The following is a 16,735-nucleotide window of genomic DNA, read 5'->3' as shown; positions in this document are numbered from 1 at the left end:
TAATTATTTACCCTACACTTTTAATTTTGGTAAGTAAATAGTCTTTATAATCCATATTTTGATCCGCAAAAGACTGACTAATCTCTAACCCTGATTCTTCTGCCAACCATTTTACAATATCATCATCGTATTTTTGAGAAATCTCGGTATGAATACTTTCCCAGGCTTCAAAATGAACTTGTAATGACAGATCATCGATATCTACGGTTTGTTTTTCTGTACTTACCAAATAACTCTTAGCCGTTCCACTTTCGGGATCATAGGTTTCCCAGTGCATAAACTTATCAAGATCAAAATTTGCATTAAGCTCTTTATTGATTCTTGTAAGCACATTTTTATTAAAGGCTGCTGTTACACCAGTTTTGTCGTTATAGGCATCCAAAACTTTCTGAGGATGTTTCTTTTGATCAAACCCCATTAACACCAGATCATTTGGATTCATAGCATTACATAGTTTCTTTAAAAATTGAATAGCTCTTTGATGCAACAAATTACCAATGTTGGATCCCAAAACCATGATTACCTTTTTACGGTCACTCAGTTGTTTTAAACGATCCAACACTTCGAAATACTCTCCTATTTCACCATTCACATCTATTCCTGGCATTTCACTAGCAAGATCATTTACCAAACCTTCAACTGCATTTTGACTAATATCAATAGGCACATAGGTAAAATCAAAAGCTTTATCACTTAATTCTTTAAGCAAAACTTTTGTTTTCTTCCCATCTCCTGCACCTAATTCAATCAAATCAAAGCCTTCCTGATTTGTATCAAAACTTTGGACAATTTCTGATCTATGGGTTTCAAAAATCTCATATTCTGCTCGTGTAAGATAGTACTCTGGCAGCGCCATGATTTGCTGAAAGAGTTTATCTCCTATCTCATCATAAAAGTATTTTGACGATAAATATTTAGGAAAGGCAGTAAGTCCTTCACACACTTCCTTCTCGAAAGTAGAGATTTGTACTTTTTGATCTTTAGTATTCATAAAGGGTAAATTATTTGCATTTCACTAATCTGAACCCAGTGAATTGCCATCTAAGATGAGGGTGAAAAAAATTACGATATGTGGGTCGGGTATGGTTTTGAGGGGTAGCTACAGATCCTCCACGTAATACTTTTTGATTAACCATAAATTTCCCATTATACTCCCCTAGGGCTCCTGGAGCTTTGGTATAATTAGGATAAGGTAAATACGCACTCTCTGTCCATTCCCATCGGGCTCCCCAATTAAAAGCTGACTGTGCCACCTCCCATTCAAATTCTGTAGGTAGACGTTCGCCTCGCCATTGCGCAAAGGCAAAAGCTTCATAATAGGAAATATGAGTAACCGGGGTGTCCGGATGAATATCAGAAAGGCCTCTTAGCGTATATTGTTGGAATACACCATCTATTTTATGCCAATACAAAGGAGACTCTACATTTTCATTCTGCAACCAATCCCAAGCCTCTGCATGCCACAATAAACTATTTTTATATCCACCATCTTTGATAAAATCAAGGTATTCTTTATTGGACACCAACGTGTTACAAATTTCAAATTCAGAAAGAAATACTTTATGCCTCCCTAATTCATTGTCATAACAAAAATCTGCTCCTTGATGTCCTATTTCATAAACTCCTTCTTCTACACCAATATACCTTGTCGGAACATCTGGAACGCGATGCTCTGTAAACGTATCATTATACTTGGGCAGCAAAGGGTTATTCCCCAGAATGTATTTGATATCAGTTAGTAGTAATTCCTGATGTTGCTTCTCATGGTGAATACCTACTTCTACCAGCTCTTGTATATGTTCTTCATCATTCTCCTCGAGAAAAGCCTGTAAATGCGTTGTTACATGATCTCTGTACTCATATATCTCACTAACTGTTGGACGGGAAAGATTCCCTCGATTGGTTCGAACTACTCTTTTACCTACACTTTCGTAATAACTATTAAACACAAAAGCATACTCCGGATGGAACCTTTCGTATCCTGGCACATATTTGGACAAAATGAATTCTTCAAAAAACCAGGTGGTATGTCCTAAATGCCATTTGGGCGGTGAAACATCAACAATGGGTTGTACCACATAATCTTCGGTTTGAAGAGGAGCACAAATTTCTTCGGTATCTGATCGGGTCTTTAAAAAGAGGGTAAGTAAACTATCTGTAAGAATCATAAAAAAAGTGTACACGACTTACGGGTACACTCAAATTTACAGATTTTTATAATTCTCTACTCTCAAACAAGGTTAATCCCTTGTTAAAATATATTGAAATTTATTCTGGCTTAACAAAAGTAATAGGCACTTCGTAGGCAACAGCAATCGGCTTATTACCCCATTTTCCCGGTTCCATTTTTGGGATAGCACGTATGATACGAATCGCTTCTCTTTGCAGATATCTATGCGCACCGTGCACATCTAATACTTCTACTTTTCCTTTCTTATTGATGATAAACTCCACAGTAACAGTTCCTGAAAGACCTTCGTTCAAGGCAATTTCCGGATACTCAAAGTTCTGAATAATATGAGTTCTAAGCTTCCCATCAAAACATTGTGATGGTGTTTGTCTGGACCGTTCACATTTGGGCCATATTGGGGAAATCCCCTTATCATTGGCATTCTCCTGCGAAAGAACTAACCCGTCCTGTCCAAAGGATATGCTTGTAAACAAAATACATAGTATAAGTAGTAGTTTTTTCATAATTTATAGTTTTAGTTTAGGGCTAAACTGCTACCACTCCTTTAATATGAGGGTGCGGATCGTAGTCTACTAATTTGAAGTCATCAAAAACGAAGCCAAAAATATCTTTCACCTCCGGGTTGATGATTATAGTTGGTAATTTTCTTGGTTCTCTTGAGAGTTGAAGCTCAAGTTGTTCCAGGTGGTTATTATATATATGAGCGTCTCCAAATGTATGAATAAACTCTCCTGGTTCGTATCCACAAACCTGAGCCATCATCATTGTAAACAACGCATACGATGCAATATTAAAAGGCACTCCTAAAAAGATATCTGCACTTCGCTGATAAAGCTGACAAGACAATTTCCCGTCGGCTACATAAAATTGAAAAAAGCGTGGCAAGGAGGAAGTGCTGCTTTGCCATCGGCCACATTATCAGAAAAAGATATACTAGTATCTGGCAGCACGCTTGGATTCCAGGCCGAAACCAACATCCTTCTACTATTCGGATTATTTTTCAAGGCCTCTACAACCTCTTTAATTTGATCAATTTCGTCTCCATTCCAATTACGCCATTGGTATCCGTACACTGGTCCAAGGTCTCCATTTTCATCGGCCCACTCATTCCAGATTCGCACACCGTTTTCCTGAAGATACTTTACATTAGTATCCCCTTTCAAAAACCATAACAATTCGTATATAATTGATTTAAGGTGTAGTTTTTTGGTAGTAACCATCGGAAACCCTTCACTGAGATCAAATCGCATCTGGTAACCAAAAACACTTTTTGTTCCAGTTCCGGTTCTATCTCCCTTTTCATTTCCATTTTCAATCACATGACGTACAAGATCAAGGTACTGCTTCATATTCCTCCTACAGTTTGTGTTAGTTTTTTTGTTTGTTAGTTAAGTGTGTTCCAAATATACAAAAAATAGGATACCATGTATCCTTTAATACTTTGATTAAGGGTTAGTTGTACAATAGTTTTCAACAATAACGATATCGAAAAAGATTTATCCGATAATCATACCCGCTATAGTAGCTGAAAGCAAAGAAGCTATAGTTCCTCCAAGAAGTGCCTTCATCCCAAATTCTGAGAGGGTTTTACGTTGCCCTGGAGCCAGGGAACCTATACCTCCAATCTGAATACCTATGGACGCAAAATTGGCAAACCCACAAAGCATATACGTTGCCATAATCACCGATTTATTGTAGGTAAGATGCAAAGGATTTGCAGGATTCTTAAGATCTGCCAGTTGTATATATCCTACAAACTCACTAGCAGCTAATTTAATTCCTAATAACTGCCCCATAAGCATCATATCTTCTTTGGCTACACCAATCAACCACATTAATGGAGCGAATATAGTACCAAGAATAGCTTCTAATGAAAATTTATCATAAGGGGTGTTTTCTGCAATAAAAGAATTTAAGGTGGTCACATTTCCGAACCAGCCCAATACACCATTCAACATAGCAATCATTGCTACAAAAACCAATAACATTGCTCCCACATTCGCGGCGAGTTTCAACCCTTCGGTAGTTCCATTGGCTATAGCATCCAATACATTTGCTCCAATTTTATCTTGTGTAATTTCTATATTAGAATTAAACTCTTCTGTTTGAGGATACAAAATTTTGGATATCACAACTGCACCAGGAGCAGCCATTACAGAAGCTGCTAATAAATGTTTCGCAAAGATCAATTTTAGCACTTCATCATCTCCTCCTAAAAAACCGATATATGCAGCAAGAACTCCTCCAGCAACCGTAGCCATTCCTCCAATCATAACGAGCAATATCTCAGAACGATTCATTCTCTCTAAATACGCTTTGATCATTAAAGGAGCCTCTGTTTGCCCTAGAAAAATATTACCTGCAACACTTAAACTCTCCGCCCCAGAAATTTTTAGCAGTTTAGTAAGAATCCAAGCCAAAACCTGAACTATCTTTTGAATTATTCCCAAGTAAAATAGTAAAGAAGTAAGTGCTGAAAAAAATATAATGGTAGGCAACACTTGAAAAATAAAAATGAAACCATAAGAACTCACATCCATTATTCCTCCTAACAAAAATTCACTACCTGCAACAGTATAATCAAGTATCGCAACAAATAGACTTCCTACAAATTCAAAAACCGCTTGCACGAATCCAATTTTCAAAACTCCGATTGCCAACAACAACTGCGCTCCAAGTCCAATACCCACAGTCTTCCAGTTCACTTTTTTTCGATTACTACTAAACAGAAATGCGATTAGCACTAACACAATCATTCCAAGAACGCCTCTCCATAAACTTGTAAATGAAAAACCTTCGCTAGCTATGATTGTATCCTGAGAAGTTTGTAGCTTAACATATTCAGGGTGATCTATAGTAATCAAAGATATAACTTCATTCCCCTTTTTTAACTTCAGTGAATTTGTTGATTCATCCACAATTTCATAATAAACTTCTACTACTTTTGGAACCTTTTGTTTTAGTATAATTAAGTTATTATTCTGAATCCAATATCCACTTGTATAAACTTTATTAATGAGAGAATTGTACGCTCCATTATCCTTTAACTCTAAAAAATCTTTTCCTTTATTAAATTCCTTACTTCCCAAAATACTATCAGGATATTTGAAATAAGAAGTATGATCTGAAACTTGCCAAAATGACAATAAAGTTTTAGAACTTTCTTCAGTAGTTTGAATCAAACTATCGACAGGTCTTTCAACACTAGATTGTGAAAATAATATGGTAAAAGTAAAAAGCGAAAACAGAAAAGCAAGTAGTTCTCTTTTCATAAAAATAGAAGTCATAAAAAACAATTAGATCCCTTTATTGTATTGATGAGTTATCCTCTTTTAGAAATTTCATCTCTAATTCTTGCTGCCAATTCGTAATCCTCATTAGCAACAGCTTGTTCCAACATGCGATTCAACTCTTCCAGGGATAGATCTTTATAGCTAGTTTCTTTACCCACCATTTCTACATCTTCAGAAACTAACTCATCCACCAAGAGGCTTTCGGGGTCATTTTCATCATCTTTCTTAGGGTTTACTTTCAAATAAATCCCTGCCTGATCTAAAATGTTTTTATAGGTAAATATAGGTGCCTGAAAACGAAGTGCTAATGCAATAGCATCACTGGTTCTAGCATCAATAATCTCTTCTATTTTATCTCTTTCGCAGATGATACTAGAATAAAACACTCCATCTACCAATTTATGAATGATGACTTGTTTGACTACAATATCAAATCTATCTGCAAAATTTTTAAAAAGATCATGTGTAAGAGGACGAGGAGGTTTTATTTCCTTTTCCAAAGCAATTGCTATAGACTGTGCTTCGAAAGCGCCAATTACGATAGGCAATTTTCTTTCTCCATCCACCTCGCTCAAAATCAACGCATAGGCCCCATTCTGGGTTTGACTGTAAGATATTCCTTTTATATTCAGTCGAACTAAACTCATAGATACATTAATAAAAAAAGGCTGTTTGAACAAACGGACTTTTACCTAAGTTCAAACAGCCCTTAATCGAGCACAATTTATGAAAATTATGCGTTATTCGACTTAAATTCCTTTAATTTTTCAATAAGTTTAGGCACTACTTCAAACGCATCTCCTACGATTCCGTAATCCGCAGCTTTGAAGAAAGGTGCTTCAGGATCGTTATTAATAACCACTTTAACTTTACTTGCATTAATCCCTGCAAGGTGCTGAATAGCTCCCGAAACTCCGATAGCAATATACAAGTTAGATGCTACTGGTTTTCCTGTTTGCCCAACGTGTTCGCTGTGTGGTCTCCATCCCATATCACTTACTGGCTTAGAACATGCAGTTGCCGCTCCAAGTACATCCGCCAAATCTTCAATCATATTCCAATTTTCAGGACCTTTTAATCCACGACCACCAGAAACAACGATTTCTGCATCAGCAATAGATACCTTATCTGTAGCTTTATCTACTGAAGTTACACTTACTCCAAAGTCCGCATCAGACAATGAAGGAGCAAATGCTTCTGCTGCAGCTGCACCAGATGCTTCTTTAAGACCAAATGCATTATTAGATAATCCTACTACCTTAACATAGGTATTAATCTCAGTGATATTAAATGCTTTATTAGTAAATGCGGTTCTTTTCACCGTAAAAGGTGCTGCACTTTCTGGCAATGCTACCACATTTGAAGCATATCCTGCATCCAAATTAACAGCCACCAAAGGAGCCAAAAACTTACTATCAGCAGTAGAGCTAACTACCACTACTTTTGCACCTTCTTTTTCTGCAGCTTGTTTAATTGCATCAGCATATGCTTTTGCATTAAACTCAGTTAATTTATCGTCTTTTACCTCTAGTACTTTATCAACTCCATATGCTCCTAATTCGCTAGCATCTCCTCCGTTAATACTTACAGCAGTTACTGTACCTCCTAACATATTCGCCACTTCTTTGGCATAAGACGCAACTTCAAAAGCTGCTTTTTTAAATTTTCCTCCTTCGCTTTCTGTATATACTAAAACTGACATATTTTTTTCTTTTAAATAGCTTTTGCTTCGTTATGTAATAAATCGATTAATTCCTGTACGTTGTCAGGAGAAACTAACTTAACGTCACCTTTTGGCGCAGGCTTCTCAAACTTTACAGCTTTTGTTTCCTGTCCCGCTTCTACCGGTTCAACAACAGTAAGAGGTTTTTTACGAGCCATCATAATACCTCTCATATTAGGAATTCTAAGGTCGCTTTCTTCTACTAATCCTTTTTGTCCTCCTACTACCAAAGGTAATTTTGTAGTAGAAGTTTCTTTACCTCCATCGATCTCACGAATTGCAGTAGCTGTATCGCCTTCGATTTCTAATCCAATACACGTATTCACAAAATTCGCCCCTGTTAAGGCTGCTACCATACCAGGCACCATTCCTCCATTGTAATCAATAGATTCCCTACCTGCTATCACCAAATCATAACCACCATCTTGAATAACCTTTGTCAATTGTTTTGCTACATAAAATCCATCAGTCGCTTCGGCATTTACTCTAATGGCGTTATCTGCTCCAATTGCCAAAGCTTTACGCAATGTTGGTTCAGTTTCAGGACCACCTACATTTACAACATCCACAGATGCTCCTTGTTTTTCTTTAAACCACATGGCGCGAGTAAGTCCAAATTCATCATTAGGGTTGATCACAAATTGCACCCCATTGGTATCAAATTTAGTATCACCATCCGTAAAATTAATTTTGGAAGTTGTGTCAGGCACATGGCTAATACATACTAATATCTTCATTTTATATAGGTATTTTTTGAGAATTTAATAATAAATGCGAAGGTACAAATAAAAAGTCGAATTTACTATGCGTGCATAATAAATTTTTTAATTTTCAGGTCTAACTAAAGGGTATTAATTGCTACTTTTGCCTTTCGTGTAGCACAAAAATAACATATATATCTATGAAAACGATACAATTCAGAGAAGCAATTTGTGAAGCCATGAGTGAAGAGATGCGTAGAGACGAATCTATTTATTTGATGGGAGAAGAAGTAGCAGAATATAATGGAGCATACAAAGCAAGTAAAGGAATGCTTGACGAATTTGGGCCAGACCGTGTTCTGGACACTCCAATCTCTGAATTAGGTTTTGCTGGTATCGGTGTAGGTAGTGCTATGAATGGTAATCGACCTATTATCGAATTCATGACCTTTAACTTTTCATTGGTAGGTATCGATCAGATTATCAATAATGCTGCAAAGATGCGCCAGATGAGTGGTGGTCAGTTCAATATTCCAATAGTGTTTAGAGGACCAACTGCTTCTGCAGGTCAATTGGGAGCTACGCACTCACAGGCTTTTGAGAACTGGTTTGCAAACACTCCTGGTTTAAAAGTGGTGGTACCATCAAACCCTAAAGATGCCAAAGGTCTTTTGAAATCCGCAATTAGAGATAACGATCCCGTGATCTTTATGGAAAGTGAGCAGATGTATGGGGATAAAGGTGAGGTGCCCGAAGGAGAATACACCATCCCATTAGGAGTTGCAGATCTTAAAAGAGAAGGAAATGATGTTACTATCGTTTCTTTTGGTAAAATCATCAAAGAAGCCTACAAAGCAGCAGACGAATTAGCAAAAGAAAATATCTCTTGTGAAATCATCGATTTAAGAACGGTTCGTCCTTTGGATTTGGACGCCATTTTTACATCAGTCAAAAAAACAAATCGCTTAATTATTCTCGAAGAAGCATGGCCTTTGGCTAATATTGCTTCTGAAATAACATACCAAGTGCAATCTAATATTTTTGATTACTTAGACGCACCTATTATCAAAATTAATACAGCAGACACGCCTACTCCATATTCTCCTGTATTATTAGAAGAATGGCTTCCTAACAGCAAAGATGTTGTTAAAGCTGTAAAAAAAGTGATGTATAAATAAAATAAAGCGCTTATTTTGCGTTCATCAATTTCAAGCTACCGTCAAAAAGTGGCCTGAAAATTGATGATGTGATCCACTAACTATCACAAGTATTAATTTTAATAACTTTGGATGAAACATTTGATTTTAGGAGGAATATTAACGCTATTTAGCTGTTCCTTTCTTCTTTCGCAAACTAAAGTTGGTGGTCAAGTATACGACAGTAATAAACAACCAATTCCTTTTGCCAATATTGTATTTGTAAATTCTACCGTGGGTACAATTACCGACGAGAATGGTAGGTTTTATATGGAATCTGATGACAATCACTCAAGCATCAAGATTTCATTTATTGGTTTTGAAACTAAAACAATCAATCTGACCAAAAAGGTGACCTATAATATGGAAATCACCTTGGAAGAAGAAGCCGCTGCTCTGGACGAGGTTGTTATTTATAAAGGAAAAACTTCTAAAAAGAACAACCCTGCCATCGATATCCTAAGGAAAATATGGAAAAATCGAAGAGGTAACGGGGTAAAAAAATTCAAGCAATATCAATACGACAAGTATGAAAAGCTGGAGTTTGACTTGAATACCATTGATAGTGCCCTCATCAATAGCCGTATTTTTAATGGTATGGAGTTCATTTTTGACGATGTGGATACTTCCAGGATTACAGGAAAAACCTATCTGCCAATTTTCTTAAATGAAGCTATATCCCAGGTATATGGTGATAACACTTCCAACGACTACAAAGAAGTTCTGAAAGGAAATAAAAATGCAGGTTTTAGTGATAACCAAACTCTAATCGCCTTTGTAAAAGACTTGTATTCGGATTACGATGTTTATGATAATTATTTGAAGTTTTTTGATAAAAGTTTTACCAGTCCGTTATCCAGAACGGGAATCGATGTATACAACTATGTACTTTCAGATAGTGCTTATATAGACAATAAGTGGTGTTATAACATTGTATATTATCCTCGTCGAAAAAATGAACTTACTTTTCAAGGGGATTTTTGGGTAAACGATACCACATGGGCCATTAAAGACATCAATCTTGAAGTTACCAAAAGTGCTAATATCAACTGGGTAAAAGATTTATATATCGAACAAGAGTTTGACGTACTTAATGACTCCATCTTTTTGATCACCAAAGATTATTTTCAATCTGACTTTGCGTTTAGCAAAAAAGAAAAATCCAGAGGAGTTTACGGAAAAAGAACTACCCTTTATGACAACTATAAATTTGATGTCAAAAAGAACAAAAAGTTTTATAAAACTCAGGTAGACCCTTACGATCAGGATATTTACAACCGAGAAGATTCTTTCTGGCAAAACGCTCGAATGGAAGAATTGAATAAAGATGAGAAAAAGGTTTACAAGCTGCTTGATACGCTAAGAACTGTAAAAGCTTTTAAACGTCTATATAATATAGGTACCATACTGGCATCCGGTTACGTAGAATTTAATGGTTTTGATTTTGGACCTTTATTCTCTACTGTTGGATTTAATGCTATTGAAGGATGGAGAGTTCGTGCTGGTGGGCGTACGTATTTTACACCAAATGACCGCTGGCGTATCGAAGGATATGGAGCTTATGGTTTTAGGGATAATAAATTTAAATACGGTGTTTCAGGAAAATACCTGGTAGATCGTAAATCCAGATTAATTGTTTCTGCCGGAAACCGAAGAGATGTCGAGCAGCTCGGTGCAAGTCTTACCAACACGAATGATGTAGAAGGAAGAAGTTTGGCTTCTTCATCGATTGTAACCACTGGAGATAATACGAGATTAACCTCGATTAACCTTTCTGCATTTTCTATGCAAATAGAACCTCGAAAGAATTTCACCTTTGGAGTTACAGGATCATTTAGGACCTTAAAACCAGCTGATCGTGCTTTATTTAGTCTTGATTTTATCGACGAAGACACTAACGAACTACGCTCAGAAATCAAACAGACCGAAATTTCTACACAACTTGCTTATACTCCAGGAAGGAAAACAACAGGTTATGGAGTAGATAGAATCACAGTAAATGACGGGGATTTTGCTACACTGTTTCTTAATTACAGTGTTGGAGTTAAAGGAATTTTGGAAAGTGATTTTGATTATCAAAAAGTACAGTTTTTCTATAGACAACCTTGGAATATCGGTGGTTTTGGAGTATTAAATAGCTCACTCGAGCTTGGAAAAACATATGGAGAAGTGCCTCTTGGACTATTGAGTGTAGTTCCGGGTAACCAAACTTATTTATCAATTTACAATACTTTTCCTCTTCTAAACTTTTATGAGTTTGTTACCGACACCTATGCTTCTTTACATTTAGAGCATAATTTTAATGGTAGAATATTCTCAAGAATCCCTTTATTAAGGAAGTTAAACCTTAGAGAATTAGTAGGAATTCGAGGTGTTTGGGGAGAATTATCCGAAGAGAATTTATTACTAAGTGCTCCTTCCAACGAAATTCTAATCGCTCCTGATGATGAAATCTATTGGGAATATAGTCTTGGTGTTGGTAATATTTTCAAGATCTTCAGAATTGATTTCCATTTTAGAGGGAATTATTTTGATAATCCAGACGCTAGAAAATTTGGAGTTACAGGATCATTCGGGTTTTACTTCTAATCCTTTTTTGCTTTTTAATCGCAGGTTTTTTTGAATTTTCTGACATTAGAAAACGTTATAGTTTATCTTAACATTAAAATTTTCGTATTTATTCAATATTTCTTGCGATAAATTTTAACTAACCCCTTGTAATACCTATCTTTGCCGCCCATTAAATGAAAACAAAAATTATGAGCGCAGCTACCAAAGAAAGCTTTGACGTACTAATTGAAATTCCAAAAGGGAGTCGTAACAAATATGAATATGATTTTGATATAAAAAAAATACGCTATGATCGTATGATATTTTCTTCAATGATGTATCCTGCAGATTATGGTTTTATTCCAGAAACAATGGCGCTAGATGGTGACCCACTAGATGTTTTGGTTTTGGTTACAGAACCTACTTTTCCAGGTTGTGTAATGGAAGTAAAACCAATTGGTGTATTTCATATGACAGACGAAAAAGGACCGGACGAAAAAATCATCTGTGTACCTGTTGCCGATCCAATTGCAAATCGTCTGGCGGATTTAAAAGAAATGAATCCGCATTTGATCAGCGAAATCGAGCACTTCTTTCAGGTATATAAGGATTTAGAAAAAAAGAAAGTTGATGTAGGTGGATGGGGTAATATCGATGAAGCCAGAGAAATCATTAAAGCTTGTGTAAAGCGCTTTGATGATATCGAAAACAAACCAGAAGGATTGTTTAGTATTCATTAAGTTTTGATTAAAAAAACATAAAAAAGCTCAATATTTTCTAATTAATATTGAGCTTTTTGTATTTAGGGTATTTTTACTACTTTTAGCGACTAATTAACTTAAAATATATTTATGGAATCAAACATGATCTTCGTGCCAATCGCATTGGCTATTCTGGGGTTACTTTTTATGTTTATTAAAATGGCTTGGGTAAAAAAGCAAGCTCCGGGAAATGAAAAAATGCAAGGCATTTCAAAAAGTATCAAAGAAGGAGCTCTTGCTTTCTTGGCTGCAGAATATAAATTATTATTAATTTTCGTAGTTATTGCTTCAGCTGCACTTTTTGGTATTTCGATGATAGTGCCTACTACAAGTTGGATGATTGTTCCGGCTTTTGTTTTTGGTGCTATTTTTTCTGCTCTTGCAGGAAACATCGGAATGAGAATCGCTACCGAAGCGAACGCTCGTACTGCCGAAGCAGCAAAAACTAGTCTTCCGCAAGCATTAAAAGTATCTTTTGGAGGCGGAACGGTTATGGGATTAGGAGTAGCAGGACTGGCAGTTCTAGGATTGAGTTTGTTTTTCCTTTTCTTCACTTCGCAATTCATGAACAATGAAGGATCTTTCTATACCAACATGACTATCGTTCTTGAAGCATTAGCTGGATTCTCCCTAGGAGCAGAATCTATTGCGCTATTTGCACGAGTTGGAGGTGGAATTTATACCAAAGCTGCCGATGTAGGTGCTGATCTTGTTGGTAAAGTCGAAGCAGGGATTCCTGAAGATGACCCTAGAAACCCAGCTACTATTGCAGATAATGTAGGTGATAATGTAGGTGACGTAGCCGGAATGGGAGCCGATCTTTTTGGTTCTTATGTAGCTACAGTACTAGCGGCAATGGTGCTTGGTAATTATGTAATTCGAGATATGTCGGCTACTACTCAGTTCACAGATAACTTCGGAAATATGGGACCTATCCTATTACCAGTGGTTATTGCAGGAGTTGGTATTCTAGCTTCAATCATCGGAACGTTTTTGGTTGGAGTTAAAAATAACGATGCCAAAGAAGCACAGGTACAAAAAGCACTAGATTTAGGTAACTGGGTGGCCATTGTACTTACCGTTGTAGCGAGCTACTTTTTAATACAATATATGCTTCCGTCTACCATGCAAATGAACTTCTTTGGAGAAGGAATGAAAGAAGTATCATCGATGAATGTGTTCTATTCAACACTTATTGGTCTTGCTGTTGGAGCATTGATTTCGATAGTAACCGCATACTACACAAGTTTAGGTAAAAAACCAGTTCTTGATATCGTACAAAATAGTTCAACAGGTGCTGCAACAAATATTATTGCAGGTCTTGCCGTTGGGATGAAATCTACGTTCTTATCCGTTATTTTATTTGCAGCTGCCATCTTCGGATCATATGCGCTTGCTGGATTCTACGGTGTGGCGTTGGCTGCTTCTGCAATGATGGCTACTACGGCTATGCAGTTGGCCATTGATGCATTTGGACCTATTGCAGATAACGCAGGAGGTGTAGCAGAAATGAGTGAATTAGAAGATCATGTACGTGAGCGTACCGATATTTTAGATTCAGTAGGTAATACAACAGCAGCCGTTGGTAAAGGTTTTGCAATTGCTTCTGCAGCATTAACAGCATTGGCCCTATTTGCAGCGTATGTAACATTTACCGGAATTGACGGAATTAATATCTTCAAAGCAGACGTTTTGGCGATGCTATTTGTTGGAGGAATGATTCCTGTTGTATTCTCTGCATTAGCCATGAAATCTGTAGGTAAAGCTGCTATGGAAATGGTACAAGAGGTTCGTAGACAGTTTAGAGAAATTCCTGGAATTATGGAAGGAACTGGTACTCCAGAATATGCAAAATGTGTAGATATATCTACCAAAGCAGCATTAAGAGAAATGATTCTTCCAGGATTGATCACTATTATTACTCCAATCATTATCGGACTTTTATTTGGAGCTGAGCCTCTAGGAGGGTACATGGCTGGTGTTTGTGTGTCTGGTGTAATGTGGGCAATCTTTCAAAACAATGCCGGTGGTGCTTGGGACAATGCTAAAAAATCTTTTGAAGCAGGAGTAGAAATTGATGGTGAGATGACCTACAAAGGATCTGATGCGCACAAAGCTGCGGTAACAGGAGATACTGTTGGAGATCCATTTAAAGATACTTCTGGACCATCAATGAACATTTTAATCAAATTAACATGTTTGGTAGGGCTGGTAATAGCTCCTATACTAGGTGGACATACTGAAGAAGAAACGGCAGTAGCAAAAGAAACTATTGAAGTTATAGAATCTGTACCAGAAAAGAGTACAAAAAATGATGCAAAAGAGATTCAAATCACTTCTATTGCATCTCCTTCAAAATAAAAAATCTTAAAATTATAACGTACAACCCCGCTCTTTTTGGCGGGGTTGTTTATTTTTATACTAAAATCTATCGTTTCTAGATGTTTAAGAAAAAAGCTTTACGGATTAATACTTATCTTGGATATGGCACGAATACTCTCTTCCGTGCCACCGGAAGAGCTCTAGAAGACGAGAATATAGATTTTAGCACGAATCAACGAATTTCAAAAACTTTACGTAACATTTATCGTCAATTTGAAAGCGATGAAGTCAGAAACGTATCCATAATTATTACACTCCCCGATGGTACCGTCTTTGAAACAAAAACGGATCATGAAGGCTATTACAACTTTACAATAGATATCTCTTCTTGTACTGATCACAAGGATGAAAACGGTTGGTTTTCCTATAAGGTATCTTATAAAAGTGATGAAATCAAAAAGGAAATCATTGATGATAATGAATTTCCAAGTCAAATGCTTATCCCCTCCACCAAAGCCGAATTTGGTATTATCAGCGATATTGACGACACCATTATCCATACTGGGGTAGCTTCCTTTTTTAAATGGAGAGTCATTGCTAATACCATCTTCAAAAATTTTGATAAAAGACAAGCTATTGAGGGAACAGTAAAGTTCTACAAAAAACTACAAGAAGGCACCAATACAACACCCGAGAATCCGTTTTTCTATGTTAGTAACAGTCCTTGGAATTTATATGATTACTTAAGCGCATTTTTCAAAAAAAACAATTTCCCAAAAGGCCCTATTCTACTTCGGGATTTTAGAACTCCTTTTGATAAGACACCAAAACCAAAAATTCCGCATAAAAAATCAGAAATTCTAAACCTACTACAGACTTATCCAAAAATGAAATTCGTTCTCATAGGCGATTGCGGAGAAAAAGACGCCTATATCTATCGAAAAATGGCAGAAGATTTTCCTGGTAGAATTCTGGCAATCTATTTGCGAAGTGTAAATCACAGAAGAAAAGAAAAACGCATTCAAAACATGATGAGCACTTTCACTTCTTGTCCTGTATTACTGGTCCGTACCTCTGATGAGGCTCTTGATCATGCCAAAAAAATTGGCCTAATCCATTAATTTTTTAAGCTTCTCACTTCAGACGTTAACACCTGCATCGCTTCTTGTAGTTGTTTGATGCTTGCGTTATCAGAATTGGCATCTACATTAAAACTCAACTTGCTATTTACTTCCCACAACTCTACGATCTGATGTGCCTGAATAGTATAGGGTAAATATTCTGGATTCAAAGAAACCAAAGTAATAGTCGAAGCATCTTCATTCTTTCTAATCTTTTTTACAACGACACTATCTTCGAGCACGATCACACATATTACATTACTCCCAATTTCGGAAAGATTGTTGATTGCCTTTCCTATCACCCATTCTTTAGGTTCTAGAACAGGCATCATACTATCTCCCTCTACTTGAAAACCTCTGTATGTAGCATTTCTGTACTCTGGCAAAGGAATATCAAAAGCTGGCAACTGTTGATACCAATCCAAGTCCTGAACATTATGTGGATATCCTGCTGCTGCTTTTACATTAACGAGCACGATATTTTCATTATTCTGTGGATCTACAGTGACTACTTTGGGAGACACATCCCCATGCTCTAGTGCTATTTTCTTTTGATTACTTTCTCCAAATAACCACAACGGATTGATACTAAATTCCTGCAGTAATTTGGCAACTACTTTACCAGAAATTTTTGTTTTGCCTCTTTCGATATCTGCTGTAGAGTTTTTGATATCCAAGACTTTGGCAAAATCTGATTGGGTATAATGATTCTCTTCGCGAATTTGTTTAAATCGCTTAACGGTTTGGTCAGTCATTTTATCCATAAAATCAGGATTTTAATTTTTATCTCATAAATACACCTAGGAGTTTGGGATAACTAGTAACAAATATACGAGATTTTGGAATAATTCCAATTTTAACATAAATAAATTTTAAA

The 16,735-nt window shown here is 36.5% G+C and carries 13 protein-coding genes and 1 pseudogene; 5 read left to right on the top strand and 9 right to left on the bottom strand.

The window, feature by feature from the left end; translation table 11 throughout:
* Positions 1 to 7: 7 nt before the first annotated feature.
* From egtD to AC0L3Q_RS04400, 8 genes and pseudogenes are all read right to left on the bottom strand, one after another.
* Entirely contained in the window at positions 8 to 991 is a 984-nt protein-coding gene (egtD, locus tag AC0L3Q_RS04435; RefSeq protein ID WP_473285482.1) for an L-histidine N(alpha)-methyltransferase, read from the bottom strand.
* A 10-nt stretch (positions 992 to 1,001) separates the two neighbouring features.
* Positions 1,002 to 2,168 (bottom strand): ergothioneine biosynthesis protein EgtB, encoded by a 1,167-nt coding sequence (egtB, locus tag AC0L3Q_RS04430; protein ID WP_473285481.1) that lies wholly within the window; start codon positions 2,166 to 2,168, stop codon positions 1,002 to 1,004.
* 100 nt (positions 2,169 to 2,268) lie between these two features.
* Positions 2,269 to 2,694, bottom strand: a complete 426-nt coding sequence (locus tag AC0L3Q_RS04425; protein WP_473285480.1) for an energy transducer TonB — start codon at positions 2,692 to 2,694, stop codon at positions 2,269 to 2,271.
* 22 nt (positions 2,695 to 2,716) lie between these two features.
* A pseudogene (locus AC0L3Q_RS04420) lies at positions 2,717 to 3,540 on the bottom strand (thymidylate synthase).
* A gap of 147 nt (positions 3,541 to 3,687) precedes the next feature.
* Positions 3,688 to 5,463 carry a NupC/NupG family nucleoside CNT transporter gene (locus tag AC0L3Q_RS04415; RefSeq protein ID WP_473285479.1) on the bottom strand — a complete coding sequence of 592 codons (1,776 nt, stop codon included), beginning with the start codon at positions 5,461 to 5,463 and terminating at the stop codon, positions 3,688 to 3,690.
* Between the two features lie 50 nt (positions 5,464 to 5,513).
* Positions 5,514 to 6,131, bottom strand: coding sequence for a bifunctional nuclease family protein (locus tag AC0L3Q_RS04410; RefSeq protein WP_073315550.1), 618 nt, complete (start codon positions 6,129 to 6,131; stop codon positions 5,514 to 5,516).
* A gap of 86 nt (positions 6,132 to 6,217) precedes the next feature.
* A complete protein-coding gene (locus AC0L3Q_RS04405; protein ID WP_473285478.1) occupies positions 6,218 to 7,186 on the bottom strand; it encodes an electron transfer flavoprotein subunit alpha/FixB family protein in 969 nt (322 codons plus the stop codon).
* 11 nt (positions 7,187 to 7,197) lie between these two features.
* A complete protein-coding gene (locus tag AC0L3Q_RS04400) occupies positions 7,198 to 7,944 on the bottom strand; it encodes an electron transfer flavoprotein subunit beta/FixA family protein (protein ID WP_073315552.1) in 747 nt (248 codons plus the stop codon).
* Between the two features lie 164 nt (positions 7,945 to 8,108).
* Here AC0L3Q_RS04400 and AC0L3Q_RS04395 point away from each other — a divergent pair, with 164 nt between their 5' ends.
* The 5 genes from AC0L3Q_RS04395 to AC0L3Q_RS04375 all read left to right on the top strand — a co-directional run bounded on the left by AC0L3Q_RS04395 (position 8,109) and on the right by AC0L3Q_RS04375 (position 15,858).
* The gene (locus tag AC0L3Q_RS04395; RefSeq protein ID WP_473285477.1) at positions 8,109 to 9,086 is read left to right on the top strand and encodes a pyruvate dehydrogenase complex E1 component subunit beta; all 978 of its coding nucleotides are present in this window, start codon (positions 8,109 to 8,111) and stop codon (positions 9,084 to 9,086) included.
* Between the two features lie 111 nt (positions 9,087 to 9,197).
* Positions 9,198 to 11,693, top strand: a complete 2,496-nt coding sequence (locus AC0L3Q_RS04390) for a DUF5686 and carboxypeptidase-like regulatory domain-containing protein (protein ID WP_473285475.1) — start codon at positions 9,198 to 9,200, stop codon at positions 11,691 to 11,693.
* A 170-nt stretch (positions 11,694 to 11,863) separates the two neighbouring features.
* Entirely contained in the window at positions 11,864 to 12,394 is a 531-nt protein-coding gene (locus tag AC0L3Q_RS04385; protein WP_473285473.1) for an inorganic diphosphatase, read from the top strand.
* Positions 12,395 to 12,505: 111 nt separating this feature from the next.
* On the top strand, positions 12,506 to 14,776 hold the full coding sequence (locus tag AC0L3Q_RS04380) for a sodium-translocating pyrophosphatase (RefSeq protein WP_473285471.1): 2,271 nt from the start codon (positions 12,506 to 12,508) through the stop codon (positions 14,774 to 14,776).
* An 80-nt stretch (positions 14,777 to 14,856) separates the two neighbouring features.
* Positions 14,857 to 15,858 carry an App1 family protein gene (locus AC0L3Q_RS04375; protein ID WP_473285469.1) on the top strand — a complete coding sequence of 334 codons (1,002 nt, stop codon included), beginning with the start codon at positions 14,857 to 14,859 and terminating at the stop codon, positions 15,856 to 15,858.
* On the opposite strand, the gene AC0L3Q_RS04370 is transcribed toward AC0L3Q_RS04375, so the two are convergent.
* Positions 15,855 to 16,622 (bottom strand): XRE family transcriptional regulator, encoded by a 768-nt coding sequence (locus AC0L3Q_RS04370; RefSeq protein ID WP_473285467.1) that lies wholly within the window; start codon positions 16,620 to 16,622, stop codon positions 15,855 to 15,857. The genes AC0L3Q_RS04375 and AC0L3Q_RS04370 overlap by 4 nt on opposite strands.
* Between the last annotated feature and the right edge of the window lie 113 nt (positions 16,623 to 16,735).

It is taken from the genome of Aquimarina sp. KJ22-3, from assembly GCF_055808215.1.
Note: the sequence above shows the minus strand (reverse complement) of the source record. Positions and strands in the feature narration are given on the sequence as shown.

Bases quoted from the DNA above. Each gene is read 5' to 3' on its own strand.
- egtD (WP_473285482.1), bottom strand. From the start codon at position 991: ATGAATACTAAAGATCAAAAAGTACAAATCTCTACTTTCGAGAAGGAA.
- egtB (WP_473285481.1), bottom strand. From the start codon at position 2,168: ATGATTCTTACAGATAGTTTACTTACCCTCTTTTTAAAGACCCGATCA.
- AC0L3Q_RS04425 (WP_473285480.1), bottom strand. From the start codon at position 2,694: ATGAAAAAACTACTACTTATACTATGTATTTTGTTTACAAGCATATCC.
- AC0L3Q_RS04415 (WP_473285479.1), bottom strand. From the start codon at position 5,463: ATGAAAAGAGAACTACTTGCTTTTCTGTTTTCGCTTTTTACTTTTACC.
- AC0L3Q_RS04410 (WP_073315550.1), bottom strand. From the start codon at position 6,131: ATGAGTTTAGTTCGACTGAATATAAAAGGAATATCTTACAGTCAAACC.
- AC0L3Q_RS04405 (WP_473285478.1), bottom strand. From the start codon at position 7,186: ATGTCAGTTTTAGTATATACAGAAAGCGAAGGAGGAAAATTTAAAAAA.
- AC0L3Q_RS04400 (WP_073315552.1), bottom strand. From the start codon at position 7,944: ATGAAGATATTAGTATGTATTAGCCATGTGCCTGACACAACTTCCAAA.
- AC0L3Q_RS04395 (WP_473285477.1), top strand. From the start codon at position 8,109: ATGAAAACGATACAATTCAGAGAAGCAATTTGTGAAGCCATGAGTGAA.
- AC0L3Q_RS04390 (WP_473285475.1), top strand. From the start codon at position 9,198: ATGAAACATTTGATTTTAGGAGGAATATTAACGCTATTTAGCTGTTCC.
- AC0L3Q_RS04385 (WP_473285473.1), top strand. From the start codon at position 11,864: ATGAGCGCAGCTACCAAAGAAAGCTTTGACGTACTAATTGAAATTCCA.
- AC0L3Q_RS04380 (WP_473285471.1), top strand. From the start codon at position 12,506: ATGGAATCAAACATGATCTTCGTGCCAATCGCATTGGCTATTCTGGGG.
- AC0L3Q_RS04375 (WP_473285469.1), top strand. From the start codon at position 14,857: ATGTTTAAGAAAAAAGCTTTACGGATTAATACTTATCTTGGATATGGC.
- AC0L3Q_RS04370 (WP_473285467.1), bottom strand. From the start codon at position 16,622: ATGGATAAAATGACTGACCAAACCGTTAAGCGATTTAAACAAATTCGC.